Raw genomic sequence first — 24,714 nt, 5'->3', positions numbered from 1 at the left:
CCATGAACCCCGTCAACATCCTCCTCGTCGACGACCAACCGGCAAAGCTCCTGAGTTACGAGGTCATACTCGAAGAGCTCCAAGAAAACCTCATCAAGGCGCAATCCGCACGCGAAGCCTTTGAGCACCTGTTGCGCACCGAAATCGCGGTGATCCTCGTCGATGTATGTATGCCCGAACAGGATGGGTTCGAGCTCGTCAGCATGATCCGGCAGCATCCGCGCTATCAAAACACGCCGATCATCTTCGTTTCCGCCGTCATGCTGGCGGAACCTGACCGGCTGCGCGGCTATGCGGTGGGCGCGGTCGACTATGTCTCCGTCCCGATCGTCCCCGAAGTGCTGAGAGCTAAGGTTCGGGTCTTTGCCGATCTCTACAGGAAGACGAGGGAACTCGAACGCCTGAACGCCGAGCTGGAGGCCCGGGTTCACCAGCGCACCGCCGAACTCGAGGCCTCGGCAGCGCAGTTGCGTGAGCTCAACGAGGAGCTCGAGCATCGGATCGATCAACGGACACGGGAGCGCGAAGAGGCGCTCGCACAGCTTTTCGAGGCGCAGAAGCTCGACACGATCGGTCACCTGACGGGTGGCGTGGCCCACGACTTCAATAACCTCCTGATGGCAGTTCTCGGCAGCCTGAATCTTCTGAAGAAACGGCTTCCGGCCGATGAACGCAGCGAACGCCTGGTGACGAACGCGATTCAGGCGGCCGAGCGCGGCACCGCGCTGACCCAGCGCCTGCTTGCCTTCGCACGCCGCCAGGAGCTCAAACCGCAGGCGGTCGACTTCCTCCGGCTGTTCGAAAACGTCGAGGATCTTCTCGCCAAGGCGGTGGGGCCGCGCATCGAAATCCACAAGAGCATCCCGGCGGATCTCGCCCCTCTTCTGGTCGACAGCAACCAGTTGGAACTGGCGCTGCTCAACCTGTTCGTCAATGCCCGGGATGCGCTCGAAAGCGGCGGAGCCGTGACGGTGGCCGCGGCGGCAGCCACAGAAGCCCGGCCGGCCGGCCTCGTTGGCGGAAATTACATCAGGATATCGGTGTCGGACGATGGCGAGGGGATGGACGAGGCAACGGTCTCGCGTGCCGCCGAACCGTTTTTCACCACCAAGGGGGTCGGCAAGGGCACCGGTCTCGGCCTGTCGATGGTGCATGGCCTGGCAGCGCAATCCGGCGGCTCGATCCAGATATCGAGCGTCAGGGGCAAGGGCACGACCGTTTCCCTGTGGCTCCCCGTCGCCGAGACATTCGTCAAGGTGCAGCCGGTCGTCGAGCCTCCGGCGACGGAGCCTTTGAAACCGGCGTCGCGGCCGCTCGCCATTCTCGTCGTCGACGACGACGCCCTTGTCAGGACGGGAACCGTGGCGATGCTGGAGGATCTCGGGCATCTGCCGCAAGAGGCGTCTTCCGCTTCCCAGGCTTTGGAATTCTTTGCTGACGGACAGGGTTGTGATCTCGTCATCACCGATCATGCCATGCCGGGGATGACGGGCGCAGAGCTTGCGCGTCACCTTCGCTCCTCCTTTCCAGGCCTGCCCATCATCCTTGCCTCGGGCTATGCCGAGTTTTCCGAAGACCATGGCCTCGGCCGGATGCTGCGGATGAAGAAGCCATTCACACAGGAACAGCTTCAGGCGGCGATGGACCAAGCGCTCGGGTAAAATCGCGGCGGCCTGACGGTCGAAGTGGGGATGTGCTGGGGTGTATTGCGTTCTGGGCCGGCTCTAGCTCTCGTCGCTTTCAAACCGCTGCCCGGCATAGAGGATGCGGAGGATAACAACCTCGGTGGGCTCAACCACGAACGCCACGCTTACCCGGCGCTCGAAACCGACAATGCGTAACCCGGGTCGGACATGATCACGGATGCTGCCGCGTTCGGGGTACGTTTCGAACCCACTTACAAAGGTCTTGATGCGGGTCACGTAATCGCGGGGGACGGCAGAGATGCAGGACGAAGCTATAGACAGCCGCCAAATCCAATTCCGCCTCATCAGTGAGGCGGATACTATAGCGCTTCATTAATCTTCTTCCCGATCGATTTCGTCCATGCGCGCTTCGAGGCGCTTCCAGACCTCTTCGAGGGGCTTGGCCTTGGTGGGATCGGCCTTGTAGGCATCATAGGTGGCCGCAACTTCTGTTCGCAGCCAATGCTCGACGGCATTCTCGCGTTCCTGCAAAGCCCGCAGTCCCTCGCGTATGACTTCGCTCTCCGAGGCGTAGTCACCGTTGGACACCCGCTGTTTAACGCGCTTCGCCATTTCCACGGGCAACGTGATGCTCATCTGTTGCGTCGAACGCATCGATTACACTCCTACTTCTTTCAGGTTAATAGCACGCGATAGGATAAAATCCTACTCCCGATAGGATGGAATCATACTCTTCGGGTGTCTGCCGGAGGGGCACCTCGCGACGGTGGCCGCTTTGCGCTCTTCGTGCCTGCGAAACTTTTTGCCCTGACAAAAGTTACCCAAATCCCATCCCAATTTCATCGAAGGCTTTCTCTTGACCCAAATGACATTCGGACCGTCATTCACCGAAGAGGGCATTCTATTCCGCCTCTGGGCTCCCCTGCATGAAAGCGTGTCGTTGAAGATCGGAGGCGCTGATCCGTGGCCGATGCAGGCGGCTGAGGACGGCTGGCACCGCTGCACGGTCGCGCAAGCCCATGCCGGTACGCTTTATCGCTTTGTCCTGCCGGACGGTTCCGAGGTTCCTGATCCCGCCTCGCGGTTCCAGCCACAGGATGTGCACGGGCCGAGCGAAGTGGTCGACCTTTCCACCTATCGCTGGACGACGAGCGACTGGACGGGTCGGCCCTGGGAAGAGATGGTCATCTACGAGATGCATATCGGCTGCTTCACGCCGGAGGGTACTTTCAAGGCCGCGATCGAGCGGCTCGACCATCTGCAAGCGCTGGGCGTTACGGCGCTGCAGATCATGCCGCTTAGTGAATTTCCCGGCCGTTACAGCTGGGGCTATGACGGTGTCCTCCCCTATGCTCCGGACAGCAGCTACGGCCGGCCGCAAGATTTCATGGCGCTAGTTGACGCAGCACACCGGCGCGGCATCTCGGTTTTCCTGGACGTGGTCTACAACCACTTCGGGCCTGACGGCAATTTTATCCCCGCCTATGCGCCGCTCTTTACCGAGCACCACAAGACGCCCTGGGGCAACGGCATCAACTACGACGGCGACGGATCAGAGATGATCCGCGAATTCATCATCCAGAACGCCATCTATTGGATCACCGAGTTCAGGCTCGACGGTTTCCGCTTCGATGCCGTCCACGCCATCAAGGACAACAGCGCAGAACATCTGCTTCACGCGCTCGCCCGCCGCATCAAGATCGCCGCCGGCGATCGACTTGTCCATCTGATCGTCGAAAACGAGGAAAACGACAGCGATCTGTTGAAGCGTGACGAAAACGGAGAAGTGAGGTTGTTCACCGCCCAATGGAACGATGACGTGCACCATGTGCTGCATATCACTGCTACGGGCGAAACCTTCGGCTACTATGCCGATTACGTCGGTGACGCCGGTAAGCTCGGCCGGGCGCTGGCGGAAGGTTTCGTGTTTCAGGGGGAACATATGCCCTACCGCGGCGGAAGCCGCGGCCGGCCGAGCGGTCATCTGCCGCCCACCGCTTTTATCTCCTTCATCCAGAACCATGACCAGATCGGCAACAGGGCGCTGGGAGACCGGGTTCTGGCTTCGAGCCCGGCTGATGTCGTCAAGGCTGTGGCTGCGATCTACCTGCTGGCGCCCGAGATCCCGATGCTGTTCATGGGCGAGGAATGGGGCGCTACAGAACCTTTTCCCTTCTTCTGCGATTTTGATGAGGACCTGAACGAAAAGGTCAGGAAAGGCCGCCGCGAGGAGCTCTCCCGTCTGCCGGGCTTCGACGCCGACGACCTTCTCGACCCGACGGCGCCATCGACCTTCGCGGCTGCCAAGTTGGACTGGTCGAAACTCGCCTCCTCCGATGTCTTCGATTTTTACAGGACGCTTCTCGACCTCCGACACCGGAGGATCGTGCCATTGCTCAAAGGCGCTGGCGCCGGAAACGCGGTCTACCGCTCGGCGGGAAGCGCGCTTGCGGTGGATTGGACCCTGGCGCAAAACCGGCGTCTGCATCTGCGCGCAAACCTCGGTACCGAGGCGGCGACGCTCGCCTCGCAGCAGGACGACGGCGAGACGATCTTCCGTCTCGGCGGTAGCGATGGCGGCAATCTCGCGCCCTGGACGGTGATCTGGAGCATCGGCGAGGCGTGACGGCGTGCTGACAGGAAGGCGATCAGACGATGAAATCTGCTGAGCTCGACAAGCTCGCCCGCCGGCACGGCATCAGCCCGACCAGGCCCAGTCCCGACAATCGGGAGGTGGCGATATCAGGCGAGACCAAGCGCAAGATCCTCTCGGCATTGAAGATCGACTTGCCGGGAGCGGCCGATCACGAGACCGGCGCGATGCGGCGGGAGCCTAAGCCGGCGGCTAAGAAGATCGCCAGGTCATTTCTGCCGGAGTTCTTTTCCAGCACGCGGGTCTGGGGTGTGAGCCTGCAGCTTTACGAACTCCGTTCAGGACGCAACTGGGGCATAGGAGACTTCGAGGATCTGGCCGATATGGCGGATCTCCTGGGATCGCTGGGCGGTGATTTCATCGGCCTCACCCCGCTTCACGCACCGTTTCTCGCCGATCCCGAGCGTTGCAGCCCCTATGAGCCATCGAACCGCCAGCATCTCAATCCGCTCTATATCGCGGTTGACCGGCTGCCGGGTTTTGCCTGTAGTCCGGAACTCGAACGGCAATTGGCACGCCTTCGCCAAACCGATCTCGTCGATTACGCCGGCGTCGCACAGATCAAGCTCAGGGTCCTGCGCGATCTCTGGCCGGCCTGGCGACAGTGCGATACCTACGATCCGGCCGATTTCGACGCTTTTATCGCGCAAGGCGGTAACAGCCTGCGGCTGCACGCGCTTTTCGAATGCCTCTCTCTTTCAATGGTCGAGCGCGGGGCAGGCGCCGGCTGGCAACGGTGGCCGGCCGATTTCCAGCGCTTCGACAGCGCCGCCGTCGCCGAATTCGAGCGCGGACACGCGGAGGATGTCCGCTTCCACATGTGGCTGCAGTGGCTCGCCCACCGCCAGCTGATGCAGGCGGCGGACCGGGCCGGGAAGGCCGGCCTACGGATCGGGCTCTATCTCGATCTTGCCGTCGGGGAGGCGGTCGATGGCTCGGCGACATGGAGTGAGCCGGATATCTATGTCTCCAAGGCCACGATCGGCAGCCCTCCTGATCCCTTCGCCATAGATGGGCAGGACTGGCACCTTGCCGGATACCTGCCTTCCGCGATCGCCGCAGGAGATATGTCGCCTTTCCGGCGTATGCTAAGTGCTGCCATGCGATATGCGGGCGCCATCCGCCTCGACCACGCCGCAGCGCTTCGCCGCATCTTCCTGGTGCCATTGGGCAGCAGGCCGGACGGCGGCGCCTATGTCCGCTATCCCCAGGATCGGCTGCTGCAGATCCTCGCCGACGTGTCCGCCGAGCATCGGTGCCTCGTCATCGGAGAAGACCTGGGACTGATCCCCAGGGGATTGCAGGACGATCTGGCCGCGGCCAACATTCTCTCCTACCGCATCCTTTCTTATGAACAGGACGAGAAGGGCTTCAAGCCGGCGGACGTCTATCCCGTCCTGGCTTTGGCCTGCATTTCGACGCACGACCACCAGACCCTTGCCGGCTGGTGGCGCGGCGCCGACATTCAGGCCCGGTGCGAGCACGGCATCGTGCCGCCCGATCTCACCGAAAAACATCTCGAAGACCGCAAGCGCGAGCGGTGGAACCTGAAAGCGGCGCTGAAAGCTGCCGGCCTCGACCTGCCGGCCAGGCTTTCCCAAGCGCGGGCAAGCGAGGAGACGCTGAGGGAACTGACCGTCAGCGCCTATCGCTTCATCGCCACAACGCCCTCGCTTCTCGCCGCTGTCCGTCTCGCCGATCTCACCGACGAAAAAAGGCCAACCAATGTGCCAGGCACCAGCGACAGCTATCCGAACTGGAAGCCGAAGCTATCGGTTTTGCTCGCGGATCTGATGTCGAGCCCGCTGCTGAAGAGCGTGACGGCGGCAATGCGGGAGGAAAGGCCGCGGGAGTGACCGATGCCGGGCGGCCGTCAGCTTCGTCATTGTCGTTCGATCGGGCTCGTCGCGCTTGTGGAAATCGATCGAGGAGGGAACGAATAGGAAGCCGGCGAATTTTGAAGGAATAGGGACAGGCATTACCGAGATGAGGACCTGTCCGCTTTCGCCGCTTCAGTTGCGGCGACCAATATTGATGGAAAACAAGACCATGACGAGCGCATTCATTCTTATCGCATTGGCTCTCATCATCATCTACGCCGGTCCGACATTGCTGTTCATCTGCGTCGGATATGCCGATTATATGCTGGAGCGGCGAAGGCATATGGTGGCGTTGAAGCACGCCGTGAAGCGTCGCAGCGACGAGTTTTAGTTGGACGTTGCTCGGCTTTCCCAGGGGATCCAGAGGCAGGTCGGCAAAACCCGCCTCCGGCAGCCGGCGCTTCGTGAAGCGTCTCTGCTATTCGTTAGTCGTTCGCCGTGACCTTGACGCCGAGCACCGAAGGAATGGTATTCGGTGCACCCATGGCCGCGCCGATGATCATCGGAACGGGAACCGGCTTTTCCGGTGCGGCGCTGATTGTCAGGCTTTTCGGTCCGTCGAGATAGGTGTTGACGGCAGCCGAAACCTGGTTTTGCAGCTCGGGCATGTTGAGCTGCGCCATCATCATCGGCACGAGACCTTTCAGCGATTGCGCCAGCTGGTCGCCCGTGACGCCCTGCTGCGAGCCCGCATAATCGAGTGCCTTCTTGGTGATCGAGGCATCGTCGAAGCGGATCGAGGCGCTGTTGATCGTCAGCTGCTGCATCAGCCCCAACATCGCAAGGCCTACGGCCTGGTTGGCCTCTTCCTTGTTCGGATTGGCCTCGGCGGTCTTCACCGCCTCCTGCAGCGACTTGATGAAGCCCAGCGTGTAACCGGAGAAGTCGACGGCGAAATTCAGCCGGCCGATATTCTTGAAGTCGAAAGCATATTCGTCGACAGCGACCTTGCCGCTTTCGATTTCCCAGATGCCCTTCATCGTCACCGTGCCGTCGAGCGTCGTCAGGCCCAGTTTCTCGATGGCTTCCTTCGCATTCGCATCCTCGACCTGCGACAGGTCGGCCTTGAGACCGGCGACATTGGCGTCATAGGAAAAGCCGCCATCCTGGCGTTCGAGGTTCGACTCGATGCTCTCGATCGCGAGCACGTCCTTGCCCTTGATGTTGAGAGCGATCGGTCCGGTGCTGACGGTTTCATAGAGGAGGATGTCGTTCAGCGTATCGCCCGTTGCATTGGCGGGGATCGTGAGGCCGGTGATCTGGATCTCCTTTGCGGAAAAGCGTCCTTCTTCCTGGCTGATGTCGATATCCGGGAAGGAGACGGTCTTGGCGTGATAGCCACCGCCTTCGACTTCCTCAACACCCTCGAAGGTGAGATCGCCGATCCTCAAAGTATCGCCGGGCAGGCTCGAAGATCCTACCTGGACACCGGTCGCCGTTACCGTGTCGCCATCGGCTTCCGCCTTCTCGAAGGTGATGACCGTACCGCCGGCACTGGTTGCGGCATTGAGCTTCTTCATCATGTCGGTGCCATCAAGGGCAAGCGCCGGGCCGGCCAACGTCAGGAACGCGGTGCTTGCCATCATCAGGTGGAGATTACGCATATGCTTCATGGAGATGTCCTTATGTAGAAAATAGATGCGAGGATTTCGAAATTCCCAGATGCGCCAACTTCCGCTCTCAGGTCGGAAAGGCGGGGGACACGAAGAGGGCGCTGGATATCACGGCTTTCATCTGGCCAGCTAATTTGGGGGTGGTGCGGTTAGGATCAGCCGGAACGCTGAGGCTGAAACAATATAGTCATCCTTCCGCCGGCGACGGGCGGCAGTATTTTCTCTAGCAGGGGTAGCGTTTCGACTCATCCGCTACACAGAAAGTGTATTTCCTCGATTCTTGCAACCCTTCGAATCGGATGCCAAACCGGGAAGTGTTCGACTGGATTCAGTGCGCATTTCGAACGCCCGCGGAAACGGCCAGTCCGGCTGAATGCCACCATCCAGTGTCCCTATGCCTGCGACACTCGCCCGCGCAACAAATAGGCGAGCGAAAAGATGACCAGGAAGGGGTAGACGAGCACGATCAGCGGCAGACCGGCAGCCAGCGCATCGTCTTGAACATAGATGTTGAGGACTCCAGCTCCGAGCACCAAAGGATAGAGTGGAGCAAACCTGTCGAACCACATCCTGAAAGGCCCCGCCAGGAGCAGAACGAACGCCGGCAGAATAAAAATGCCGAGATTTCTCGCAACATTCAGGAGCTCAGGACCAAACGGTTCGGTGAAGGAATAAAGTCGGCCGACTTGGCGGGCCGCCCACAGAGCAGCGATTGTAGCCCCTACATATCCTGCCGGTCTTGCCAACATGGCCGAACTTCCTTTTGTTCACACTCCCGCGTCGATGCGGCCCGTTCCTGTGACCATATCCGCGCGCCTGCAGCGCCGCGCGTCTTTTCAGTATGCACTGACGTTCATGGGTGCATATTGTCCAGCGGCGCCAACGCATTCAAGAATTATCGTGCGGCAAACGCCGGCCTCCTGCCGCATGACAGGTTGCGCGCGCCAGGCCCGTAGGCGATCCGGAATTCGATGTCCTTGTAAAAATAGGTCCTGGCTTTTCGTCTCAGGCGGCTCCTGTCGAAAGCGTCTGCCGTTACGACAACATGTGCGGCAAGCCGTTTGAATTGCATGGCGGAGAAGTCGCTCCTTCACGATCAGCTCGACATGGTAATAGGGATCGTGATCGGCGGGCTCCGGATGCTTTTAGACGGTGGCCCAACGAACGGTCCGTGGTGAGACGGAGAGAATGACGGTGAAGACATCTGGTGGTTCCACCGCTCCGGCACACGCGAAGACCGGTGCGCCCAAAATGGTTGCGACGCCAGAAGGATAGCTCCAGGACTTATTCGCATGTTCTGGAACAATGTCTGTCGTCCCCTGTTACATTGACGATGAAAACGAGTGCCGCGCGAAAGACGAAGCAGCTGGAGGGCTCGATGAAGCGGAGCATAGGATTTGGGCTGGTTTTTGCCGTTGTGCTGACCGGCTGCACGACCAGCGCAGGCAGTTATTCGTCGGCGGGACTGGCCCCCATTCCCGGCAGCATCACGTATAATGGCCAGCCTCGCACGAAGTTGACGAAATCGCCCGTGGGTTCTTCCTTCCCGCATGATTTCACAGATCAATGGGGACGCCAGGTTGAGGAGATCTACATCATCCGGCCCGACAGGAGCTTGCTGATCGCCGAGCGCCACTACCGGCCGGTCTTCTCCCTCGACGACGACTAGACGGGATGATTTTAGGCCCGCTCGGCTTAAAGTTTGAATCCTGTTTTAAATTAGATAGTTAGAGCATGATGTCGTCCGAAAATCGCTGACATTTTTCGGCGTCATGTTCTAGGAAGGAGAAATGATCATGCCACGCCGCAAGAGCACTGAGACGACGACCCTCGATAGCAGAGGAGCCAAGATCGGCGAGCCGGTTCCGAAGGCCGTCATCGATACGAACACAGCCTCCGTCGGCGTTCCCCGGCAGCCTGATCATGACCTGGGCGAAGAACTGAGCGTGCTGCGAAAGCAGATCGGCGCGCTTCAGCAACAAGTCCTCGATGCTGCCCGGTCGGCAAAAGGAAGTGCCGGGAAAGCAATGCGTCAGACGGAAGCGGCGGTGAAGCTCTACCCGGCCTCGACGCTCCTCCTCGTCGCGGTGATCGCCGGCGCGCTCGCATTCGCCGGACGTCGCGCCGCACTACCGCGCCATCGGCCCCAACCCGCACTGCGTGAGTTGAGGGATCTCTACGACTCGATCCGAGGCCGCGTCTGACAAGATTTCAGGATTGTCAGCGTCACGATTATGGCCGACGCTTCGTTATCGAAGCGAGGGACATTCATGTTGGATATCATCATACGCAGCGCTCTTGATGTCGTTGGGCGCACTGAGCGCCTCGTCGAAGCAATGAGGCGACTGCTGCAGAGTGACGACCTCGACGAAGTCGAGGTCTATGAGCTCGATTATGAGATCGAGCGCCTCGGGGACGTGGTTTTCAATGTGGACGAAGCCGTTCGATCGCTGGCGCGCACGGTTGAATGCTGGTCGCAAACCGCTCTCGCACACGAGATCCGTAGGACATTGCATTGACGGCTGATTCTGCGTGTCACGCTGATGTCACGCGACCGTCGCAGCAATATGTGCTTGATTGGCGCAGTTAGGCTCAGACCAGGGCAGGGTCGAGCCAAAATTGCTTTTTCGTTGGGGCATCGCAATGAGCTTGAACACTTCGGGGGAGGAATCTCAACCCCATGAATTCATCTTTCCGGTTCACACCCGGACGATCGCAGAGATCAGATACGATAGTCTGAGCCGCGTCATGACGGTGGTCTATCACGACGGCCACTCTTGCACGACTTCCGGCATACAAGGCCCGGCGATGCTGAGAATCCTCGCCCAGCGTCCGTTGGAGCGCTCTCCGTTTCTGTTGAAGACGGTCATCTGAGGCGGAAAGACGTCGCCAGTCGTTGCCGGTATGGCGGGGCAGGGCATCGGTTTGTTAAATCAGCATGGTCGTGCATCCATTTCCGCTGGGCCGCGTTCATCCACAATAGCCGGACCTATGGAGGGAACGCCGATGACCTTTCCACCGCCGAAGACCGAATCTCCCGCGCAGCGCTTCGAAGAGGCGACCGTAGCCGCGCGCGACGCTTTGGAAAGGCTGATTGCAGCCGCCAATGAAGCCGGATGGGGCACCGAGGAGATAACCGCGGCACTCCTTAAGGCCGCGCAGTTTCTGAGCGATGCCAACAAGAGAGAGCCCGATCCGGCCGACGACCCCTCAATCAGCGATGCGCCTGCCAGGGAGCAGATTGGTCACGGCGAGCTCTATGACTAGTGTAGACGGTGTTCCCAGGCCACGTCTTCGAACGGTTAGTTCACAGACTAGAAACTTGTGAAGTTTCGTAAATGTGGACAATAACTGATCTTATACCGTGGGCGTTTGCGCTGCCTCCCGCTCTTTGGGAATTACGGAATGTGTGGAGACGGCATGGCTGGATTTTGGGAGCCTGTGCAGGCTTAATCGTCTTCGGCGGCATATTCGTCTGGATTTATGTTGTCCAGCAGTCAGTTCCCAATATGAACTATGGAGCGCTAGGTGTTGTGCAAGCGCTCGGTTTGCTGCTTGGACCACTAGCTGCCGCAATCGTTATCACCAAAAGGACGAGCTTGGCTGCTGGGGTTTTTGCTGGGGTAGCCGTTGGATTCTGCGTTTACGTCGCCACTGCCACCATTGGAATTGCCATCTACGGCGAGTGAAGCCCAGGTGGTTCTACTGGGCTGCGGGTTCGAGCTTTGCGGTATAGGCCCACGGTAACACTAGCCGTGTTCCAGACTAGCTAGGTCGTATTAACCCGTTCGCAATATGAGCCATGCGGGCGGTAGGGAGACGAATTGGAAGTCTATCGTCAGCGCATGAGCAGCGCGACCAAACCAACCCGGGAGTTTACCCCGAGCTTGGAATAGATGTTTCTGAGGTGGGTTCTGACCGTTTCGTAGCTGATGTGGTCGGCTATGGCCACCTCCTTTGGAGAATGGCCGGAGGCAATGCTTGAGGCGATCCGAATCTCCGTCGCAGTCAGTTTGTAGGCTTCCATTAAGAAGTCTCGCCGCTCATTGAGTGGCGTGGCCACCATCGGCTCGACAATGACGGCCACGGTCGGCCCCTCCAAGAACTCGGTGAATGCATCGGACTGGAGCCGAAGGAGTGTGATGCGATAACTAGCCTTGTCCTTCCCCTTTGCGATCGCCGTATGCGGCGTTGTTTGCACACCCTTTCTGGAAGTCAGGAAATCGAGAACGGCAGTCGACTTCTCGCATTGAAGTTCGAGCTTGCCGCTTGGGGCGACATGCATAGGAAAGCCAGCCGCCATTAAGGCTTCTGCGCTCTTATTCCATTGGCGTGCTCGCCCATGCTCCGAAACGTAGATCAGTCCGACGCCGATGCTATCAAACAGCGTTTGCGTTGTCTGTCTTTCCGGGGCGAGCAGATCGCGCTTCCGGATGAAATCGAAAGCCCTTTTCAAATGGGGAGCGAGTATCGTGTAGCGCCCGGCTGCTTCTTTGTTGAAATCGGGGTCTGCTGACGACGTGCAGGTCGATAGGACGAAGGTGCGGGTTTCCTCCCGAATGATGGAGACACCAATGCTCGTCTCGCATTGGGCCTGTCCCTTCAGCCAATCATTGTAGAATTCCGATTTGAGCAAGTCCTCGCGTGGAAAGATTTCGTCTCCGCAGACACCCTGACCGACGGGCACAAAGCTCAATCTCGGAATCCAGGGGTTCACTGCGGCAAAGTGGCTGCTGAATTGGTCGACCTCGGTCCTCGAGAACCCCGATACGTAAGGAACATGGGCCACAGGCGAGGCCAGATCGTGGTAATGGAGGGCGGCCTTTCCATTTGGCGAAGTTTGCGCCACGCGATCCAGAAAATCCTGCCAATCGCACTCACCGAATAGACTTCCATAGATCAAATCTATCAGCTCAGATGAAGCGTCTTTTGACTGGAGCATGATCTTTCTGAAAATCCCACAGCGAGTATTTCCGGTATTAAATAACGTTGCTCAGGCAAAGACAACAGCAACCCCATGTAATATCAAATCGGCGGCCATGGGCATTCGTGACCAATCGCAATGCGGTACTACTCGCTGCTTCGCAAGCGATGCAGGTATGGCCAACTCCATAGTTCTCACCGGTCGATAGTTGCGACGGAGCCGCGCACGACGAGGCTCGTGCTGACGCGCAGGCGTTCGACGGCAAGCGGGGCGCGTTCGATGCGGGCGATGAGCCGCTCGCCGGCGAGCTTGCCCATCTCATAGACGCGTTGGTCGACGATGGTGATCGGCGGAACGGTAACGCTGGTCCAGTCGGCGTCGAGAAACGAAATCATCGAGACGTCCTTGGGGATCGACAGGCCAAGCGACTGCAGCGACTTGAAGATGCGCAAGCCGACGAGGCTGTCTGAAGCCAGCAGTGCCGTTGGCGGCGATCCCTCCGAGAGCAGGCGTTTGATCACGCTGTCCGTCTGTTGCTGGTTCGTGGCGCCGAGCCTGATATAATGAAGAGGGTTCGGCAAACCCGCCTCGGTCAGGACGCTGACAAAACCCTCCACGCGTTCGCGGACGGCGGAATTCGAGATCCGCCCGATATCGGTGAGCCCACCATCCTCGGCATCCATGGCAGAGACGTAGGCGAGGCGGCGATGTCCTTGCCCGATCAGATAGCGGGTCGCGGTGATGGCCGCATCCCGGTCGTCGCCGGTCACGGCGTCGACATCGAGTTCCGGGATAGCCCGGTCGAACAGGACCAGCGGCACGCCGGCGCGGCGGACGTGCTGCAGATGTTCGATGCTGTCGCAGCGGGCTGGCGTGACGATCAGGCCATCGACACGTTTGCCGATCAGGAGGTCGACGGCCGATTTTTCCGCATCGAGCTCTTCGCCCGAATTCGCGATGATGACGTTGAATCCAGCAAGACGGGCCGCGTCGCTGATGCCGCGTACCGCCAGACTGAAGAAAGCGTTCTCGATATCGCCGACCACGACCCCGATGATGCCGGACCTTCCGGTGCTCATGCTCCGGGCGAGCTCGTTCGGGCGGTATTCGAGGGCGGCCGCCGCCGCCATGACCTGATCTGTGATCTTGGCGCTGACCACGCCGTAGCCGCCGAGCACACGGGCGGCCGTCGCCTTCGAGACCTTTGCGGCCTTCGCGACGTCGGCGACCGTGACTGCACGTTTCGAATGAGCGGAATCTTCCATGAGCCGAGGACTACAAGAGTTGTTGACGACCGGTCAATTGACGGATATCAAATATGTTGTGAGACCGGTCTCTTTCTACAGGAGACCGGTATCTTGTCCAGAAATCTCTATCGCAATGCGCGGTGGGGCAGGGCGACCCGACGATGCCGACAAGAGCATTCCTTTCAGAGCGGAGAACGAACATGAAGCCTTTTGAATCATTCGTGGCCACCCTCGCCCCATTGCGGGCCGGCCTTTTGACATGCCTTCTTGCGATGGGCGCAGGTTCTGCGGCCGCCGCCGACAATCCCTATAACCTCATCGAGCCCGGGGTGATCAGCGTCGGCACGATGGGCGATTCCAAGCCCTATACGTTTGCGACGGCGGACGGCCAGTTCACCGGTTTCGATATCGAGCTGTTTCTCAACGTCGTCTCCCGCCTCGGCTTTCAAAAAGACAAGGTGACGTTCACGGGCCAGGAATTTTCAGCACTCCTGCCGTCGGTCGCAAACGAACGGTTCGACGTTGCCGTTGCGGCGATCGGGACAACCGAAGCCCGCAAGAAGACTGTCGATTTTTCCGACGGCTATCTTGCCGGTTATCTCTCCGTCCTGACCCCGGATGCCGGTATCAAGGATGCCGATGGCCTCAAGGGCAAGCGTCTCGGCGTCGTGCAGGGGACCTTGCAGGAAGTCTATGCAGCCAAGAATTTCGGGGGGACTGATCTGGTGAAATTCCCCGACAACAATTCTGCCGTGGCCGCGCTCAACAACGGGACGGTCGATGCGCATTTTCTCGACTACGAGGCCGCCAAGCAATATGGCGAGCGCTATCCCGCTCTGAAGGTTGCCGTGAATATCCCGTCCTTCGATGCGCCTGCTGGCTTCGTGGTCCGAAAGGGAAATGATGCCTTTCGCACGGCGTTGGACGGCGCGCTTCACGATGCGATGCAGGACGGCACCTGGAAGACTCTTTATGAAAAATGGTTCCCCGGCTCACCGATGCCGGAACAGTATCTTCCCAAGAAGTGACGCCGCAAGCCGCCCGCTCATGGCGGGCGGCTTACCAGGGCTCTGCCGGACGGCGGCGTCGGCGCCGGGTAAGAATTCATGGGGATCTGAATGAACTGGCTTGAAAATCTGCGCCGCAGCTTCCTGGACTGGGATGCCATGGCGGAAGTTCTGCCGAGCATGATCAGCGTCGGCCTGAAGAATACGCTGATCCTGGCCGCCGCCTCGACCGTACTCGGTGTCGTCATCGGCATGACTCTCGCCGTGATGGGCATCTCGCAGTCACGCTGGCTGCGGCTGCCAGCACGCATCTACACCGATGTTTTCCGCGGGCTGCCGGCGATCGTCACGATCCTGATCATCGGCCAGGGTTTTGCCCGGATCGGGCGTGAGATCTTCGGTCCATCGCCATTTCCGCTCGGCATCCTGGCGCTCAGCCTGATTGCCGGAGCCTATATCGGCGAAATCTTCCGATCGGGCATTCAAAGCGTCGAGCGCGGCCAGATGGAAGCCTGCCGGGCGCTCAGCATGAGCCACGGGCAGGGCATGCGCCTGATCGTCATCCCGCAAGGCATCAGGCGCGTTCTGCCGGCGCTGGTCAATCAATTCATCGGAAACGTCAAGGATTCCAGCCTTGTCTACTTCCTGGGATTGCTCGCCTCCGAGCGGGAGATATTCCGTGTCGGGCAGGATCAGGCTGTCGTCACGGGCAATCTTTCGCCCTTGTTGCTGGCGGGCGTCTTCTACCTCGTCATCACGGTGCCGCTGACCCACTTCGTCAATTATATCGATGCGAGACTGCGGCTCGGAAAACAAGGTCGCGGCTCGGGTGCTGCGAGCGGATTGATCGAGGTGAGCGAGTTGCAGGCCGCCGCCGGCCCAGGTCCCACAGTCAAGGCGGCGGAGGAGAGTACGCCGCGCTTCAAAGGCGGCGCCCTGAACATCCGGGACCTCACCATGGCCTATGGCGATCTCGACGTGCTGAAGGGGGTCGATCTCGACGTCGCCGCCGGTACCGTCACCTGCATCATCGGCCCTTCCGGCTCGGGCAAATCGACGCTGCTGCGCTGCATGAACAGGCTTGTCGAACCGAAGGGTGGTGACATCCTGCTCGATGGCGAGAGCATCCTGGCGATGAAGCCGGAGAGGCTGCGCCGGCGGGTGGGGATGGTGTTCCAGCACTTCAACCTGTTTCCCGACCACACGGCACTCGAGAACGTCATGCTTTCGCTGACCAAGATTAAGAAGATGCCGAGGCAGGAGGCGCGGCGCATCGCCGAGGCACGTCTGGCCGATGTCGGTCTTGCAGGGCGTAAGGATCATCGGCCCGCAGGTCTGTCGGGTGGGCAACAACAGCGCGTTGCCATCGCACGCGCGCTGGCCATGGATCCGGAGGTCATGCTGTTTGACGAAGTGACGAGTGCGCTCGATCCCGAACTGGTGAAGGGCGTGCTCGACCTGATGGCCGCCCTCGGCCGCCAGGGCATGACGATGGCCGTGGTGACGCATGAGATGGGATTTGCGCGCAGGGTGGCCGACCAGGTCGTCTTCATGGATGAGGGCCGCATCGTCGAGGCCGGCTGCCCGAAGCAGATCTTCGACAATCCCCGAAGCGAGCGGCTGAAGCGCTTCCTTGCGGAAGTTCTCTGAAGCGCCCGAGGCAACGCATGGTGCCCCGGTCGTCCTCACACCGGCTGCGCCGGATTTCACCCGCTGTAGCAAGAGCAGAAAACAAGGTTATCGACATGAATGCTTCCACCAAGCCCTTGAAGGTCGCCGTCATCGGTGGCGGGATCTTTGGCGTCTCGACATCAGTCCATCTGGCGCGGCTCGGGGTCCGCACCGTGCTCATTAACGACGGTCCGCTTGCCAACGGCGCCTCCGGCCGTTCGCTTGCCTGGCTCAACTCGGCGCGTAAACGCGCCGATGCCTATCACCGGCTGCGTCTGGCCGGCATAGATCGGTATCGCACGCTGGCCGCCCGATATCCTAATGCGCCGTGGCTGCGCTTCGACGGCGGCCTGACCTGGGATGCGGACGATGGTAGCAACGAGATCGCCGAGATCTTCGACTATGAGCGCGATCTCGGCTATCACGCGCAATGGCTCGCCCCGGCAAGGATTGCCGCGACGACGCCGGGTGTCGACGCAAGCGCCGTGACGCCGCAAGGCGCGATCTTCAATCCCGGGGAGGGCTGGGTCGATCTTCCGTCCTTGATCGGCACGCTTACGGAAGAATTCCGCACGCTGGGCGGCGAGATCGTCACGGACGCCGGTCGCGCGACGGTCGATATCGAAGGCGGGCGTGCCCGTGGCGTGATCACGGCCGACGGCATGCGCCGCGATGCGGATGCCGTGCTGCTTGCTGCGGGCGGTGACGTTCCCGCGATCGTGGCTGAGGTCGGCCAGCATATCGGCGATGCAACGCCTGTCGCCCTTCTCGTCCGGACCAAGGCAATCCGCCATCCGCTGAAGGCTGTGCTCAACACACCTCGCATTGCCATCCGTCCGACGCCCGGCGGCGGCTTCGCGCTCGATTCCGCCTGGTCCGAGGAAGAAGTGAGCGTGAAACCCGATGGCAGCTACGAAGTAAGGCAATCGACGCTGGAGGGGCTGCTGCGCGAGGCCTCAAGGGTTCTCGAAGGCAATCCGCAACTGGAGATCGAAGATTATGGGGTCGGCCCGAAGCCCATTCCGGGCGATGGTGAGCCGGTCTTCGGCGAGTTGCCGTCAATCCCTGGTTATTTCGTTGCCTTCAGCCATAGCGGTGCCACCCTCGGCCTGATTGCCGGCGAACTGCTGGCGGATGAGATCATTACTGGACGCCGCCATCCACTGCTGGCGGACTTTCGGCCGGAGCGTTTCAGCGCGTCGCGACGGTGAAGGTCGCGATGCGGAAACTTGAGCCGCTCGCCAAGCGGATGACCGTTCTATGCCGCGGCGGTTCGACGAAGCGCCCCCGTTTGCTCCAATTGGAACTGATCGATCAACTGGAGGAGTATCCTCGTCTCGTCGGCAAGTTCCTTCGTCGCCGCGCTGGTTTCCTCGACCATGGCAGCATTCTGCTGCGTCATCTGGTCCATCCTGTTGACGGAAGAATTCACTTCATGGAGGGCGTTGTACTGCTCTCTGCTCGAGCGAGCGATCACGTCCATCTGCTCGGAGGCGGTGACCACTTTCGCCGAAATACTTTCGAGGACTTCGCTCGTCTCGCGGACGACACGCGCTCCGTTGGTAATCTCCGTCTGCGAACGTCCGATGAGCTGTTTGATCCTTTGGCCGGCCTCCGCGGAGCGTTGAGCCAGATCGCGCACTTCCTGGGCCACGACCGCAAAGCCTTTTCCGGCCTCGCCGGCGCGGGCCGCTTCGATGCCGGCGTTCAGGGCAAGTAGGTTCGTTTGGAACGCGATTTCATCGATGACGCCGATGATTTGGACGATCTCGTCGGATGCCGCTTCGATCTTGCCCATCGCGTCGATGGCGCTTGCAACGACCTGGGATGACGAATCGGCCACCTGTTTGGTGTCCGTGATGATCTGGTGGGCATCATCGGCGCAGGCCGCCGACGAACGAACCGTAGTAGTGATCTCTTCGATAGCTGCGGCTATCTCTTCGAGTGCGACGGCCTGTTGTTCGGTGCGCCGCGCAAGATCGTTTGCGGCAAGATCCATCTGACCGGCGTTCCCTTCGATCATCCGGGTGTTGGTGCGGATCTGGTCGATCGTTTCTTGCAGCCGGAGGAGCGACGAGTTGAAATCGTTCCGAAGCTGCTCCAATCGGCCGAAGAAGGGGGTTGCGATCGTCTGAGAAATGTCGCCCCGTGCCAGACGTCCGAGACCTTCCGCCAGCGCCGTAACCGCGAAGTCTATCTGCTCTTCGACCGTGCGTTTTTCTTCATCATTGCGATGCCGCTCCTCCTCGGCCCTCGATCGCTCGACCTCGCTACGCTCCTCGATCTCGACTTTGGCGATGGCATTATTCTTGAATACGCCCAGGGCGCGGGCCATATCGCCGATTTCATCGGCTCGGCTGTCACCGACGATGGATGTTTCGAGTTTGCCGTCCGCCAGCCGCCTCATAGCCGAGGTGATCTGATTGATCGGCCCCTTGAGCGTAACGGTCAGCCCGACGCCTGCGAGGATTGCGATCACCACGCCGAGGATCGTCGTTCCCAGGGACATCGAATTAGCATCCGCGCGTTCCTCAGCAGCATTCTGCCGCTGCATTTCGGCGAATGCCGTCAACTGAGACCACATCCGGTCCACGTCGGCCGCGGCCAAATGGAATTCGTCCTGGCGCTGCGCGCTGATGCGAACGAGGTCGGTGGCAGCCTTCTGCATTTTGTCCAGCGCCGGCAGAAGCTTGGCTTTGAGATTATCGAACTGCGCGACACCGCCGGCATTGGAAATCAGCGTGTCCAGGCCCTTTCTGACAGCCGCGATTTCCTGCGAAAGCCGCTGGAGATTGGCGTCCGTCGGCGCCAAGGTCAGTTTCGCCATAACGATCTGAATCACGTAAGCCGAGGTGGTGAGTTTCTGGCCGTCTCTCTGGCTGGTTTTGGCGCGCTCGACCGTTTTGGCGGTCTCGGCCGCCTTATCCGTTACCGCCTTCACGCGCCGTGAGGCGACCTCCTGCAATTCGGGCAGCCTGCCGACGATATGGCTCGTCGCATTCCTGAGACCGGCTGTACGCTCCTCGGTCTGGCTGGAGGCTTCGACAAGCGGCTTCAACGAAGCAATGGCATCGTCAATCCCCTTTTTGGCTTCCGGTGCCTCGCCGCCAAGCGCCATTCCCACGATGCGCTGCTGCCGGGCGAGTTCCTCCATATCGGGGCCGCCGATAGGGGCGGCGGCTTGAGCCTTGTCGTTTAGCGATTGGGCGAAGGAGGCGAAGTCCGAAATGCGCTGTGCATCGCCCAGTGTATTGCGGGCTTCATCTTCCTCCATGTCGGCGGCGCGCTGGAGGACCTTGGAGCCTTCAACGATATCCGTCTGGGACGACACGACGATGCTCTGCGCCTTCTGGAGATCGGTAAAGAGCGCCGACCGAGTTTCCTGAAGTTGCCACAGTGTATCCATGCGGGCCGAAATTCCGTCGATGGAAGACAGCGCTTGCTCCAGCTCCTGCTGACCGCTGCGATCCGCGGTGAGCCTATCGATGCCGGATTTCAGAAGAACGCGCTGATCGGCAAGTTTGCGGGTGACAACATCGCGGTTTTCTTGCGTGGCATTGGCGAGGAATTCGCCCATCGCGGCCGACAAATCGCGAAATCCGCTCAGCGACTGCAGAACGGAATTGGAAATATCCATCCGCCCCTGAAGCAAGCTCGACGCATAAAAACCGGTCGCGCCCACGGCCATGATGCTGAAGACGAAGGGAACGATGAACACCATCACCTGCGTCTGGATGCGAACACGTGACAACAGCCTTCCCAACATGAGTCCCTCCTCGGCTCACAGCGTCTCGTTGCGGCGCCTTGGCGCAGGGCTGTTGCAGATCGCCTCCCTTCGAGTGAAATCCTCCTTCCGCCTGAGGCGGCAGCCACCGGTTTGCTCGCAACCAACGGCTGCTCGCCCCTTCCTCTTGACCTTCCGAAATTCCTATATCCGTCGGAAGGAAATGGCTTGAAGCAGAACAATCAATCTCGGGTGAAGATACCAGTCCCCTCGAACCGGCTCTGCACATAATCCCTGCCGGACGCATGACGCATCAGTGGAATAAATATTTCATACTGCACGACTCGTGAAATATTCGTTTCAATATTCGCCGAAACCAGCATTTTGTCCAGCCCGAGGGCGGGCAGCCGATGCATCCTTCTGAGCCGTCGGGCGTTCTATCGCCAGGAACAACTGGAGACGCATCATGTTCAAGGACGAACGCGGGGACATCGGCACAGACAAGGGTGTGCGCGACGGTGTGGAAACCGCACCGGCCTCCTTCGAAGAGGCGAACATCAACCCTGATCTCATCAGACGCGAGGGTTTCGCTAGCGAGGCCGAGTATCGGGCGTATATTGCCACGCTCGGTGGTCATGCCCGGGTTGAAGGCACCGTCGAGGAACCTCTCCTGGTCTCCGATGGTCATGCCCTCGAAGGCCGGCTGCGAGAACTGAGAGAAGAGATCGAAAACCTTCGCGCTCGTCTTCACGTGATCCAACATCAGGCCGCGACCGTCGTTACGGAGAACGTCCGATGGGCCGATGCAAGTGCTCATGCGCAGCTCGGCAATCAGCCCTGGCTCAAGCTGGCAGCCGCAATGGCGGCGACCTTCGTCGTCACGAGGGGCATCAGGCGACTGCCTCTGGGTGCCGTGGCGACGACGGCGTTGCCGTTGGTGGCGGCGGCGATGAACCGAAAGTTCGCCCGGTGAAAATCGTCAGCAGCAATGACTGATCAGGCGAAGCCGATTTCGGCAAATAGAGGGAGGTGGTCAGAGGCAACCCTTGTCAGGCGGTTTTGCAGGACCGCCGCTTGCTTGACGATGAGATCGTCGCTGACGAAGATGTGGTCGAGGCGCATCAGCGGGTAACGGGAGGGAAAGGTCGCTCTTGCCGCGGCGCCGCCTGCGAGCTGGGCGTCCTTCAATGACCGGGTGGCAAGTCGGTAAGTCGCTGATGACGGAATGGCGTTGAAATCGCCGCAGAGAATGGTGGGAAGAGGCTGGTCCGCCGTGCCGCGCAGCCAGCCCGAGTTCAGCAGCGTCGTCATCTGCCGGACGCGCTCGCGGCCGCGAAGTCCGAGATGGGTGTTGACGACCAGCAGTTTTCTGTCGCCGACCAGTATTTCGACGGATAAGGCGCCGCGCTGTTCGCCGATGGACGGCAGCGGGCCGGCCTTGACCGCGCCTGTCGGCAGCGAGGTGATGATCGCATCGCCATACTGCTCCTCGGCAATCGACAGGGCCGGATGGAAATGCGCCTGCATCTTCAGAAGCGAGGCGATCGCGTGGGCCTGGTCGACGCCGCCGGTCCTGCGCCTGAGGACATCGACCTCCTGAAGCGCGACGATATCGGCCTCAGCTTCAGCGATGACGGAAGCGATGCGGCCGGGATCGAGCTTCCGGTCACTGCCGATGCAACTGTGGACGTTATAGGTCAGGAGTCTGATTGATTTATCCGGCATAGGCCCGCTGAAAGCTCGTTCCCCCGGGGGAACATAGAACTTGTTCTCCGGGGGAACACAGAACTCGTTTGATCGTTCCAGATGATCGAGCCGTGGCGCTCGCATCTCGGAAATGGACAATCGATGAGCTTGAAAAGCATAATATGGAATGGACTGCTCGTTGCCGCCCTTTGTCTCGCGGTCTTTCTCCTCTATCGGATCTTCGAGCAGTATAGTCTGGGAGAGATCGTCCAATCGGTCCGCAGCATACCTCTTTCGACCTTTTGCACAGCACTGCTCTTCGCGGCGGCATCCTATCTGTGCCTCGGCTGTTTCGATCTCCTGGCGATCCGTTCGCTCGGCAAATCCTTGCCCTATTCCAGGATTGCGCTGGCGTCCTTCATCAGCCTCTCGCTCGGCCACAATATCGGCTTTGCCGGGCTGAGCAGCGGCGCCTTCCGTTATCGTTTTTATTCGCGCTGGGGGCTGACGGCGGAGGACGTGGCGAAGATCATCCTGTTTTGCGGTGTCACGGTGGGGCTCGGGCTGATTACGCTGGGTGGTCTTGCGATGATCGTCAATCCCGGCGATACCGGACGCCTGCTGCGCATCGATCCGGCAAGCGTCCGCATCTTCGGTGCGCTGGCGCTGGTTGTGCCGGTCCTCTATTCGGGCCTGGCGTTCTTCATCCGCGGCACGTTGCGGCTGTGGCGCTGGTCGTTTCAGCTGCCGCGATTTTCGATCGCGGTCGCGCAGGTCGGGGTCGGGACGGTCAACTTCATGCTCGTGTCGGCCTGTCTGCACCAGATGCTCTCTGCCTTCGGCGACGTCGCCTTCTGCAGGTCGGTGACGGCTTACGTCCTCGCCAATTCGGCAATCCTTGCAACGCATGTTCCGGGCGGTCTGGGCGTGCTCGAGGCAACCGTCTCCTATGCCGTGCCGAAGGAGGCCTCGATCGGCGCGCTGATTGCCTTCCGCTGTGCCTATTTCTTCATTCCGCTGGTGCTCGGCACAACGCTTCTCGTCATCAGCGAGGTGATCTTCCGCTGGAGATCACGCGGGGCGGATGAGGAGGCGGACGAGCGCGCCGAGGCCCAGTCGGTCTAGAGGGGCGAAGGGTCGAACCGGGTCGAAGAGCGCGGTGCCTGAAATCGGCGAAGTGCTGCCCGGCAGCTCGACGGTGAATTCCCGCAAGCCCCGAGGTCCGTCATTGAGCGCGTCGACCGCCTCGATCAACGAGCCGCTTTGCATAAAGGCTGCGGCAAAGCTTTCCGGGGTGGTTCCGAGATATTCCGAAAGCAGGCGATTGCGCAGATCCGCGATCGCGCGGCGATGCTCGTTGTTGCCGGCCTCGAACAGCATGTCGCATTCGCAATCCAGTCCTTCCGAGCGATTGTTGAGGTTGGAGGAGCCGATGCGGACCAGCTCGTCATCTGCGATCATCAGTTTGGAATGGACGAGCACCTCGACCTCGCCATTCTCTCCAGGCGGGACTGGCTCGGGTACGATTGGCCCGGGCACGACGGCATAATAGACGCGCAGGCGGTCCGCACGATCGGCGCGTTTCAGGCGGCGAATGACCCGGTCGCGATTGCCGCCCATGACAAGCTTTTCGATCAGCCCGTGAGAGCTGCGCGTGCAGATGATGACGACTTCAGGCCCGTCTTCCTCCTGCAGTCGCGCGGCAATGGCGTCGGCGACGCGGAAGGAGGCGAGATATTGCGCCTCGATGTAAAGCTGCCGCCGAACCCGGGCGATGACGTCCAATGTCATGGCGATGCCGTCGCTGATGCCGGGGTGAAGTGCGGTCGACGGCTCCGTCAGCGCGAAGCTGACCGCGATCTCCCTCATCGAAACGGCGAGATCCTCCGGCCAGGCGAAAGGGACGTCTTCGGCCAACGACAGGTGGTTTTCGCCGGTAGCGTTTTCCCAGCGCTGCCTGACGATATCGCCGATCAGCCTTGCGGCGTCGCCGGTGACCATTGCCTGAACGTCATGCAGCGGATCGTAGGAAACGCCCTTGGGGTCACGTCGCAATTTATCCTTGGCGCGGTGGAGCCAGGTGTCCCACCGGCGCGACGTCAGGTCTATGCCGCCGATGAAGGCGACGGCATCGTCGACACAGACGAGTTTCTGATGGTGACAACCGCGCAATGTTGGCTGAGGCTCGAAGCGTAAATCGATCCGCGCATTTCTGGGAAAGTTTTTCTTCCGCAGCACCCGCAGGGACTTGTCAGAATAGACGGGGCCGAGCGCCCAGATGAGGATGCGTATTTCGAGCTCCGGATTTACCCCTGCCAGGGCATGCAACAGGTCGGCCAGCGTTTCGTCGGACTTCTCGGGTTCCAACCGGATGTTCGGATTGAAATCCCACCCGACGATCCAGATGGTGCGCCGCGCCTGCCGCAACGTGCGCGCCAGCTCGGCGAAATAGCTGTTGCCGTTGATCAGGAAGGCCGCCTTGGCAGCACTCCCTTTCAGGCGCAAGGCGCTGCCCTCCTGTTCTTGGCGGTCGCCCGGCCGTTGTGATTTTGTCTGGGGCAAGCTCGGGTTATTGAAGATGGTTTCGAATGTCGTCATGATTGCCTCGGCCTCTAACTGGAGCACAAACGCCCGGAATTTGCCTGGGTTCCCCGATGGCGTCA

General features: G+C 60.3%; 22 protein-coding genes and 1 pseudogene. 14 read left to right on the top strand and 9 right to left on the bottom strand.

What is annotated here, in order from left to right; all coding sequences use genetic code 11:
* The first annotated feature begins 2 nt into the window (after nucleotides 1-2).
* Nucleotides 3-1,677: pseudogene (locus U5G49_RS29205) on the top strand (response regulator).
* Nucleotides 1,678-2,018: 341 nt separating this feature from the next.
* Here U5G49_RS29205 and U5G49_RS29200 read toward each other — a convergent pair.
* Nucleotides 2,019-2,300 (bottom strand): type II toxin-antitoxin system ParD family antitoxin, encoded by a 282-nt coding sequence (locus U5G49_RS29200; protein ID WP_193442791.1) that lies wholly within the window; start codon nucleotides 2,298-2,300, stop codon nucleotides 2,019-2,021.
* A 211-nt stretch (nucleotides 2,301-2,511) separates the two neighbouring features.
* Between U5G49_RS29200 and treZ the strand changes: the two genes are divergently transcribed.
* From treZ to U5G49_RS29185, 3 genes are all read left to right on the top strand, one after another.
* Nucleotides 2,512-4,272 (top strand): malto-oligosyltrehalose trehalohydrolase, encoded by a 1,761-nt coding sequence (treZ, locus tag U5G49_RS29195; protein WP_376770317.1) that lies wholly within the window; start codon nucleotides 2,512-2,514, stop codon nucleotides 4,270-4,272.
* 29 nt (nucleotides 4,273-4,301) lie between these two features.
* Nucleotides 4,302-6,155, top strand: coding sequence for a 4-alpha-glucanotransferase (gene malQ / locus U5G49_RS29190; protein WP_193442795.1), 1,854 nt, complete (start codon nucleotides 4,302-4,304; stop codon nucleotides 6,153-6,155).
* A gap of 193 nt (nucleotides 6,156-6,348) precedes the next feature.
* On the top strand, nucleotides 6,349-6,510 hold the full coding sequence (locus U5G49_RS29185; protein ID WP_012755472.1) for a hypothetical protein: 162 nt from the start codon (nucleotides 6,349-6,351) through the stop codon (nucleotides 6,508-6,510).
* Between the two features lie 94 nt (nucleotides 6,511-6,604).
* On the opposite strand, the gene U5G49_RS29180 is transcribed toward U5G49_RS29185, so the two are convergent.
* The 3 genes from U5G49_RS29180 to U5G49_RS29170 form a co-directional block, all read right to left on the bottom strand.
* Nucleotides 6,605-7,792 carry a hypothetical protein gene (locus U5G49_RS29180; RefSeq protein ID WP_193442797.1) on the bottom strand — a complete coding sequence of 396 codons (1,188 nt, stop codon included), beginning with the start codon at nucleotides 7,790-7,792 and terminating at the stop codon, nucleotides 6,605-6,607.
* A 392-nt stretch (nucleotides 7,793-8,184) separates the two neighbouring features.
* Complete coding sequence (locus U5G49_RS29175) at nucleotides 8,185-8,541, bottom strand: hypothetical protein (protein WP_193442799.1); 357 nt, start codon at nucleotides 8,539-8,541, stop codon at nucleotides 8,185-8,187.
* Between the two features lie 146 nt (nucleotides 8,542-8,687).
* Nucleotides 8,688-8,864: a DUF5086 family protein gene (locus U5G49_RS29170; protein ID WP_245368994.1), complete on the bottom strand. Its 177-nt coding sequence runs from the start codon at nucleotides 8,862-8,864 to the stop codon at nucleotides 8,688-8,690.
* Nucleotides 8,865-9,170: 306 nt separating this feature from the next.
* Between U5G49_RS29170 and U5G49_RS29165 the strand changes: the two genes are divergently transcribed.
* From U5G49_RS29165 to U5G49_RS29145, 5 genes are all read left to right on the top strand, one after another.
* The gene (locus U5G49_RS29165; RefSeq protein ID WP_112907150.1) at nucleotides 9,171-9,461 is read left to right on the top strand and encodes a hypothetical protein; all 291 of its coding nucleotides are present in this window, start codon (nucleotides 9,171-9,173) and stop codon (nucleotides 9,459-9,461) included.
* A 127-nt stretch (nucleotides 9,462-9,588) separates the two neighbouring features.
* Nucleotides 9,589-9,996 carry a hypothetical protein gene (locus tag U5G49_RS29160; protein ID WP_113542798.1) on the top strand — a complete coding sequence of 136 codons (408 nt, stop codon included), beginning with the start codon at nucleotides 9,589-9,591 and terminating at the stop codon, nucleotides 9,994-9,996.
* 66 nt (nucleotides 9,997-10,062) lie between these two features.
* Nucleotides 10,063-10,311 (top strand): hypothetical protein, encoded by a 249-nt coding sequence (locus U5G49_RS29155; RefSeq protein WP_047620680.1) that lies wholly within the window; start codon nucleotides 10,063-10,065, stop codon nucleotides 10,309-10,311.
* 124 nt (nucleotides 10,312-10,435) lie between these two features.
* The gene (locus tag U5G49_RS29150; protein WP_026188714.1) at nucleotides 10,436-10,666 is read left to right on the top strand and encodes a hypothetical protein; all 231 of its coding nucleotides are present in this window, start codon (nucleotides 10,436-10,438) and stop codon (nucleotides 10,664-10,666) included.
* A 132-nt stretch (nucleotides 10,667-10,798) separates the two neighbouring features.
* Nucleotides 10,799-11,059 carry a hypothetical protein gene (locus tag U5G49_RS29145; RefSeq protein WP_193442801.1) on the top strand — a complete coding sequence of 87 codons (261 nt, stop codon included), beginning with the start codon at nucleotides 10,799-10,801 and terminating at the stop codon, nucleotides 11,057-11,059.
* Between the two features lie 571 nt (nucleotides 11,060-11,630).
* Here U5G49_RS29145 and U5G49_RS29140 read toward each other — a convergent pair.
* Together U5G49_RS29140 and U5G49_RS29135 are read right to left on the bottom strand one after the other, a co-directional pair.
* The gene (locus U5G49_RS29140; protein ID WP_193442803.1) at nucleotides 11,631-12,734 is read right to left on the bottom strand and encodes a helix-turn-helix transcriptional regulator; all 1,104 of its coding nucleotides are present in this window, start codon (nucleotides 12,732-12,734) and stop codon (nucleotides 11,631-11,633) included.
* A gap of 176 nt (nucleotides 12,735-12,910) precedes the next feature.
* The gene (locus U5G49_RS29135; RefSeq protein ID WP_128411477.1) at nucleotides 12,911-13,981 is read right to left on the bottom strand and encodes a LacI family DNA-binding transcriptional regulator; all 1,071 of its coding nucleotides are present in this window, start codon (nucleotides 13,979-13,981) and stop codon (nucleotides 12,911-12,913) included.
* A gap of 182 nt (nucleotides 13,982-14,163) precedes the next feature.
* Between U5G49_RS29135 and U5G49_RS29130 the strand changes: the two genes are divergently transcribed.
* From U5G49_RS29130 to U5G49_RS29120, 3 genes are all read left to right on the top strand, one after another.
* A complete protein-coding gene (locus U5G49_RS29130; protein WP_018245873.1) occupies nucleotides 14,164-14,991 on the top strand; it encodes an ABC transporter substrate-binding protein in 828 nt (275 codons plus the stop codon).
* Between the two features lie 90 nt (nucleotides 14,992-15,081).
* Complete coding sequence (locus U5G49_RS29125; RefSeq protein WP_130729600.1) at nucleotides 15,082-16,620, top strand: amino acid ABC transporter permease/ATP-binding protein; 1,539 nt, start codon at nucleotides 15,082-15,084, stop codon at nucleotides 16,618-16,620.
* A 95-nt stretch (nucleotides 16,621-16,715) separates the two neighbouring features.
* Nucleotides 16,716-17,852 carry an NAD(P)/FAD-dependent oxidoreductase gene (locus U5G49_RS29120; RefSeq protein ID WP_130729601.1) on the top strand — a complete coding sequence of 379 codons (1,137 nt, stop codon included), beginning with the start codon at nucleotides 16,716-16,718 and terminating at the stop codon, nucleotides 17,850-17,852.
* Between the two features lie 47 nt (nucleotides 17,853-17,899).
* On the opposite strand, the gene U5G49_RS29115 is transcribed toward U5G49_RS29120, so the two are convergent.
* The gene (locus U5G49_RS29115) at nucleotides 17,900-20,407 is read right to left on the bottom strand and encodes a methyl-accepting chemotaxis protein (protein WP_130729602.1); all 2,508 of its coding nucleotides are present in this window, start codon (nucleotides 20,405-20,407) and stop codon (nucleotides 17,900-17,902) included.
* Nucleotides 20,408-20,831: 424 nt separating this feature from the next.
* On the opposite strand from U5G49_RS29115, the gene U5G49_RS29110 reads away from it, so the two are divergent.
* Nucleotides 20,832-21,338 (top strand): hypothetical protein, encoded by a 507-nt coding sequence (locus U5G49_RS29110; RefSeq protein ID WP_130729603.1) that lies wholly within the window; start codon nucleotides 20,832-20,834, stop codon nucleotides 21,336-21,338.
* A gap of 23 nt (nucleotides 21,339-21,361) precedes the next feature.
* On the opposite strand, the gene U5G49_RS29105 is transcribed toward U5G49_RS29110, so the two are convergent.
* Nucleotides 21,362-22,090 (bottom strand): endonuclease/exonuclease/phosphatase family protein, encoded by a 729-nt coding sequence (locus U5G49_RS29105; protein ID WP_018444985.1) that lies wholly within the window; start codon nucleotides 22,088-22,090, stop codon nucleotides 21,362-21,364.
* A gap of 123 nt (nucleotides 22,091-22,213) precedes the next feature.
* On the opposite strand from U5G49_RS29105, the gene U5G49_RS29100 reads away from it, so the two are divergent.
* Nucleotides 22,214-23,176 (top strand): lysylphosphatidylglycerol synthase domain-containing protein, encoded by a 963-nt coding sequence (locus tag U5G49_RS29100; protein WP_193442805.1) that lies wholly within the window; start codon nucleotides 22,214-22,216, stop codon nucleotides 23,174-23,176.
* Here the strand turns inward: U5G49_RS29100 and U5G49_RS29095 are convergent.
* Nucleotides 23,123-24,649: a phospholipase D-like domain-containing protein gene (locus U5G49_RS29095; RefSeq protein ID WP_193442807.1), complete on the bottom strand. Its 1,527-nt coding sequence runs from the start codon at nucleotides 24,647-24,649 to the stop codon at nucleotides 23,123-23,125. The genes U5G49_RS29100 and U5G49_RS29095 overlap by 54 nt on opposite strands.
* Between the last annotated feature and the right edge of the window lie 65 nt (nucleotides 24,650-24,714).

The organism is Rhizobium indigoferae, assembly GCF_034554815.1.
In the GTDB taxonomy this organism is placed as follows: domain Bacteria; phylum Pseudomonadota; class Alphaproteobacteria; order Rhizobiales; family Rhizobiaceae; genus Rhizobium; species Rhizobium leguminosarum.
This window is presented reverse-complemented; position numbering and strand designations above follow the sequence as displayed.

Excerpts from the sequence above, each read along its gene's own strand:
- U5G49_RS29200 (WP_193442791.1), bottom strand. The coding sequence starts at position 2,300 with ATGCGTTCGACGCAACAGATGAGCATCACGTTGCCCGTGGAAATGGCG.
- treZ (WP_376770317.1), top strand. The coding sequence starts at position 2,512 with ATGACATTCGGACCGTCATTCACCGAAGAGGGCATTCTATTCCGCCTC.
- malQ (WP_193442795.1), top strand. The coding sequence starts at position 4,302 with ATGAAATCTGCTGAGCTCGACAAGCTCGCCCGCCGGCACGGCATCAGC.
- U5G49_RS29185 (WP_012755472.1), top strand. The coding sequence starts at position 6,349 with ATGACGAGCGCATTCATTCTTATCGCATTGGCTCTCATCATCATCTAC.
- U5G49_RS29180 (WP_193442797.1), bottom strand. The coding sequence starts at position 7,792 with ATGAAGCATATGCGTAATCTCCACCTGATGATGGCAAGCACCGCGTTC.
- U5G49_RS29175 (WP_193442799.1), bottom strand. The coding sequence starts at position 8,541 with ATGTTGGCAAGACCGGCAGGATATGTAGGGGCTACAATCGCTGCTCTG.
- U5G49_RS29170 (WP_245368994.1), bottom strand. The coding sequence starts at position 8,864 with ATGCAATTCAAACGGCTTGCCGCACATGTTGTCGTAACGGCAGACGCT.
- U5G49_RS29165 (WP_112907150.1), top strand. The coding sequence starts at position 9,171 with ATGAAGCGGAGCATAGGATTTGGGCTGGTTTTTGCCGTTGTGCTGACC.
- U5G49_RS29160 (WP_113542798.1), top strand. The coding sequence starts at position 9,589 with ATGCCACGCCGCAAGAGCACTGAGACGACGACCCTCGATAGCAGAGGA.
- U5G49_RS29155 (WP_047620680.1), top strand. The coding sequence starts at position 10,063 with ATGTTGGATATCATCATACGCAGCGCTCTTGATGTCGTTGGGCGCACT.
- U5G49_RS29150 (WP_026188714.1), top strand. The coding sequence starts at position 10,436 with ATGAGCTTGAACACTTCGGGGGAGGAATCTCAACCCCATGAATTCATC.
- U5G49_RS29145 (WP_193442801.1), top strand. The coding sequence starts at position 10,799 with ATGACCTTTCCACCGCCGAAGACCGAATCTCCCGCGCAGCGCTTCGAA.
- U5G49_RS29140 (WP_193442803.1), bottom strand. The coding sequence starts at position 12,734 with ATGCTCCAGTCAAAAGACGCTTCATCTGAGCTGATAGATTTGATCTAT.
- U5G49_RS29135 (WP_128411477.1), bottom strand. The coding sequence starts at position 13,981 with ATGGAAGATTCCGCTCATTCGAAACGTGCAGTCACGGTCGCCGACGTC.
- U5G49_RS29130 (WP_018245873.1), top strand. The coding sequence starts at position 14,164 with ATGAAGCCTTTTGAATCATTCGTGGCCACCCTCGCCCCATTGCGGGCC.
- U5G49_RS29125 (WP_130729600.1), top strand. The coding sequence starts at position 15,082 with ATGAACTGGCTTGAAAATCTGCGCCGCAGCTTCCTGGACTGGGATGCC.
- U5G49_RS29120 (WP_130729601.1), top strand. The coding sequence starts at position 16,716 with ATGAATGCTTCCACCAAGCCCTTGAAGGTCGCCGTCATCGGTGGCGGG.
- U5G49_RS29115 (WP_130729602.1), bottom strand. The coding sequence starts at position 20,407 with ATGTTGGGAAGGCTGTTGTCACGTGTTCGCATCCAGACGCAGGTGATG.
- U5G49_RS29110 (WP_130729603.1), top strand. The coding sequence starts at position 20,832 with ATGTTCAAGGACGAACGCGGGGACATCGGCACAGACAAGGGTGTGCGC.
- U5G49_RS29105 (WP_018444985.1), bottom strand. The coding sequence starts at position 22,090 with ATGCCGGATAAATCAATCAGACTCCTGACCTATAACGTCCACAGTTGC.
- U5G49_RS29100 (WP_193442805.1), top strand. The coding sequence starts at position 22,214 with ATGAGCTTGAAAAGCATAATATGGAATGGACTGCTCGTTGCCGCCCTT.
- U5G49_RS29095 (WP_193442807.1), bottom strand. The coding sequence starts at position 24,649 with ATGACGACATTCGAAACCATCTTCAATAACCCGAGCTTGCCCCAGACA.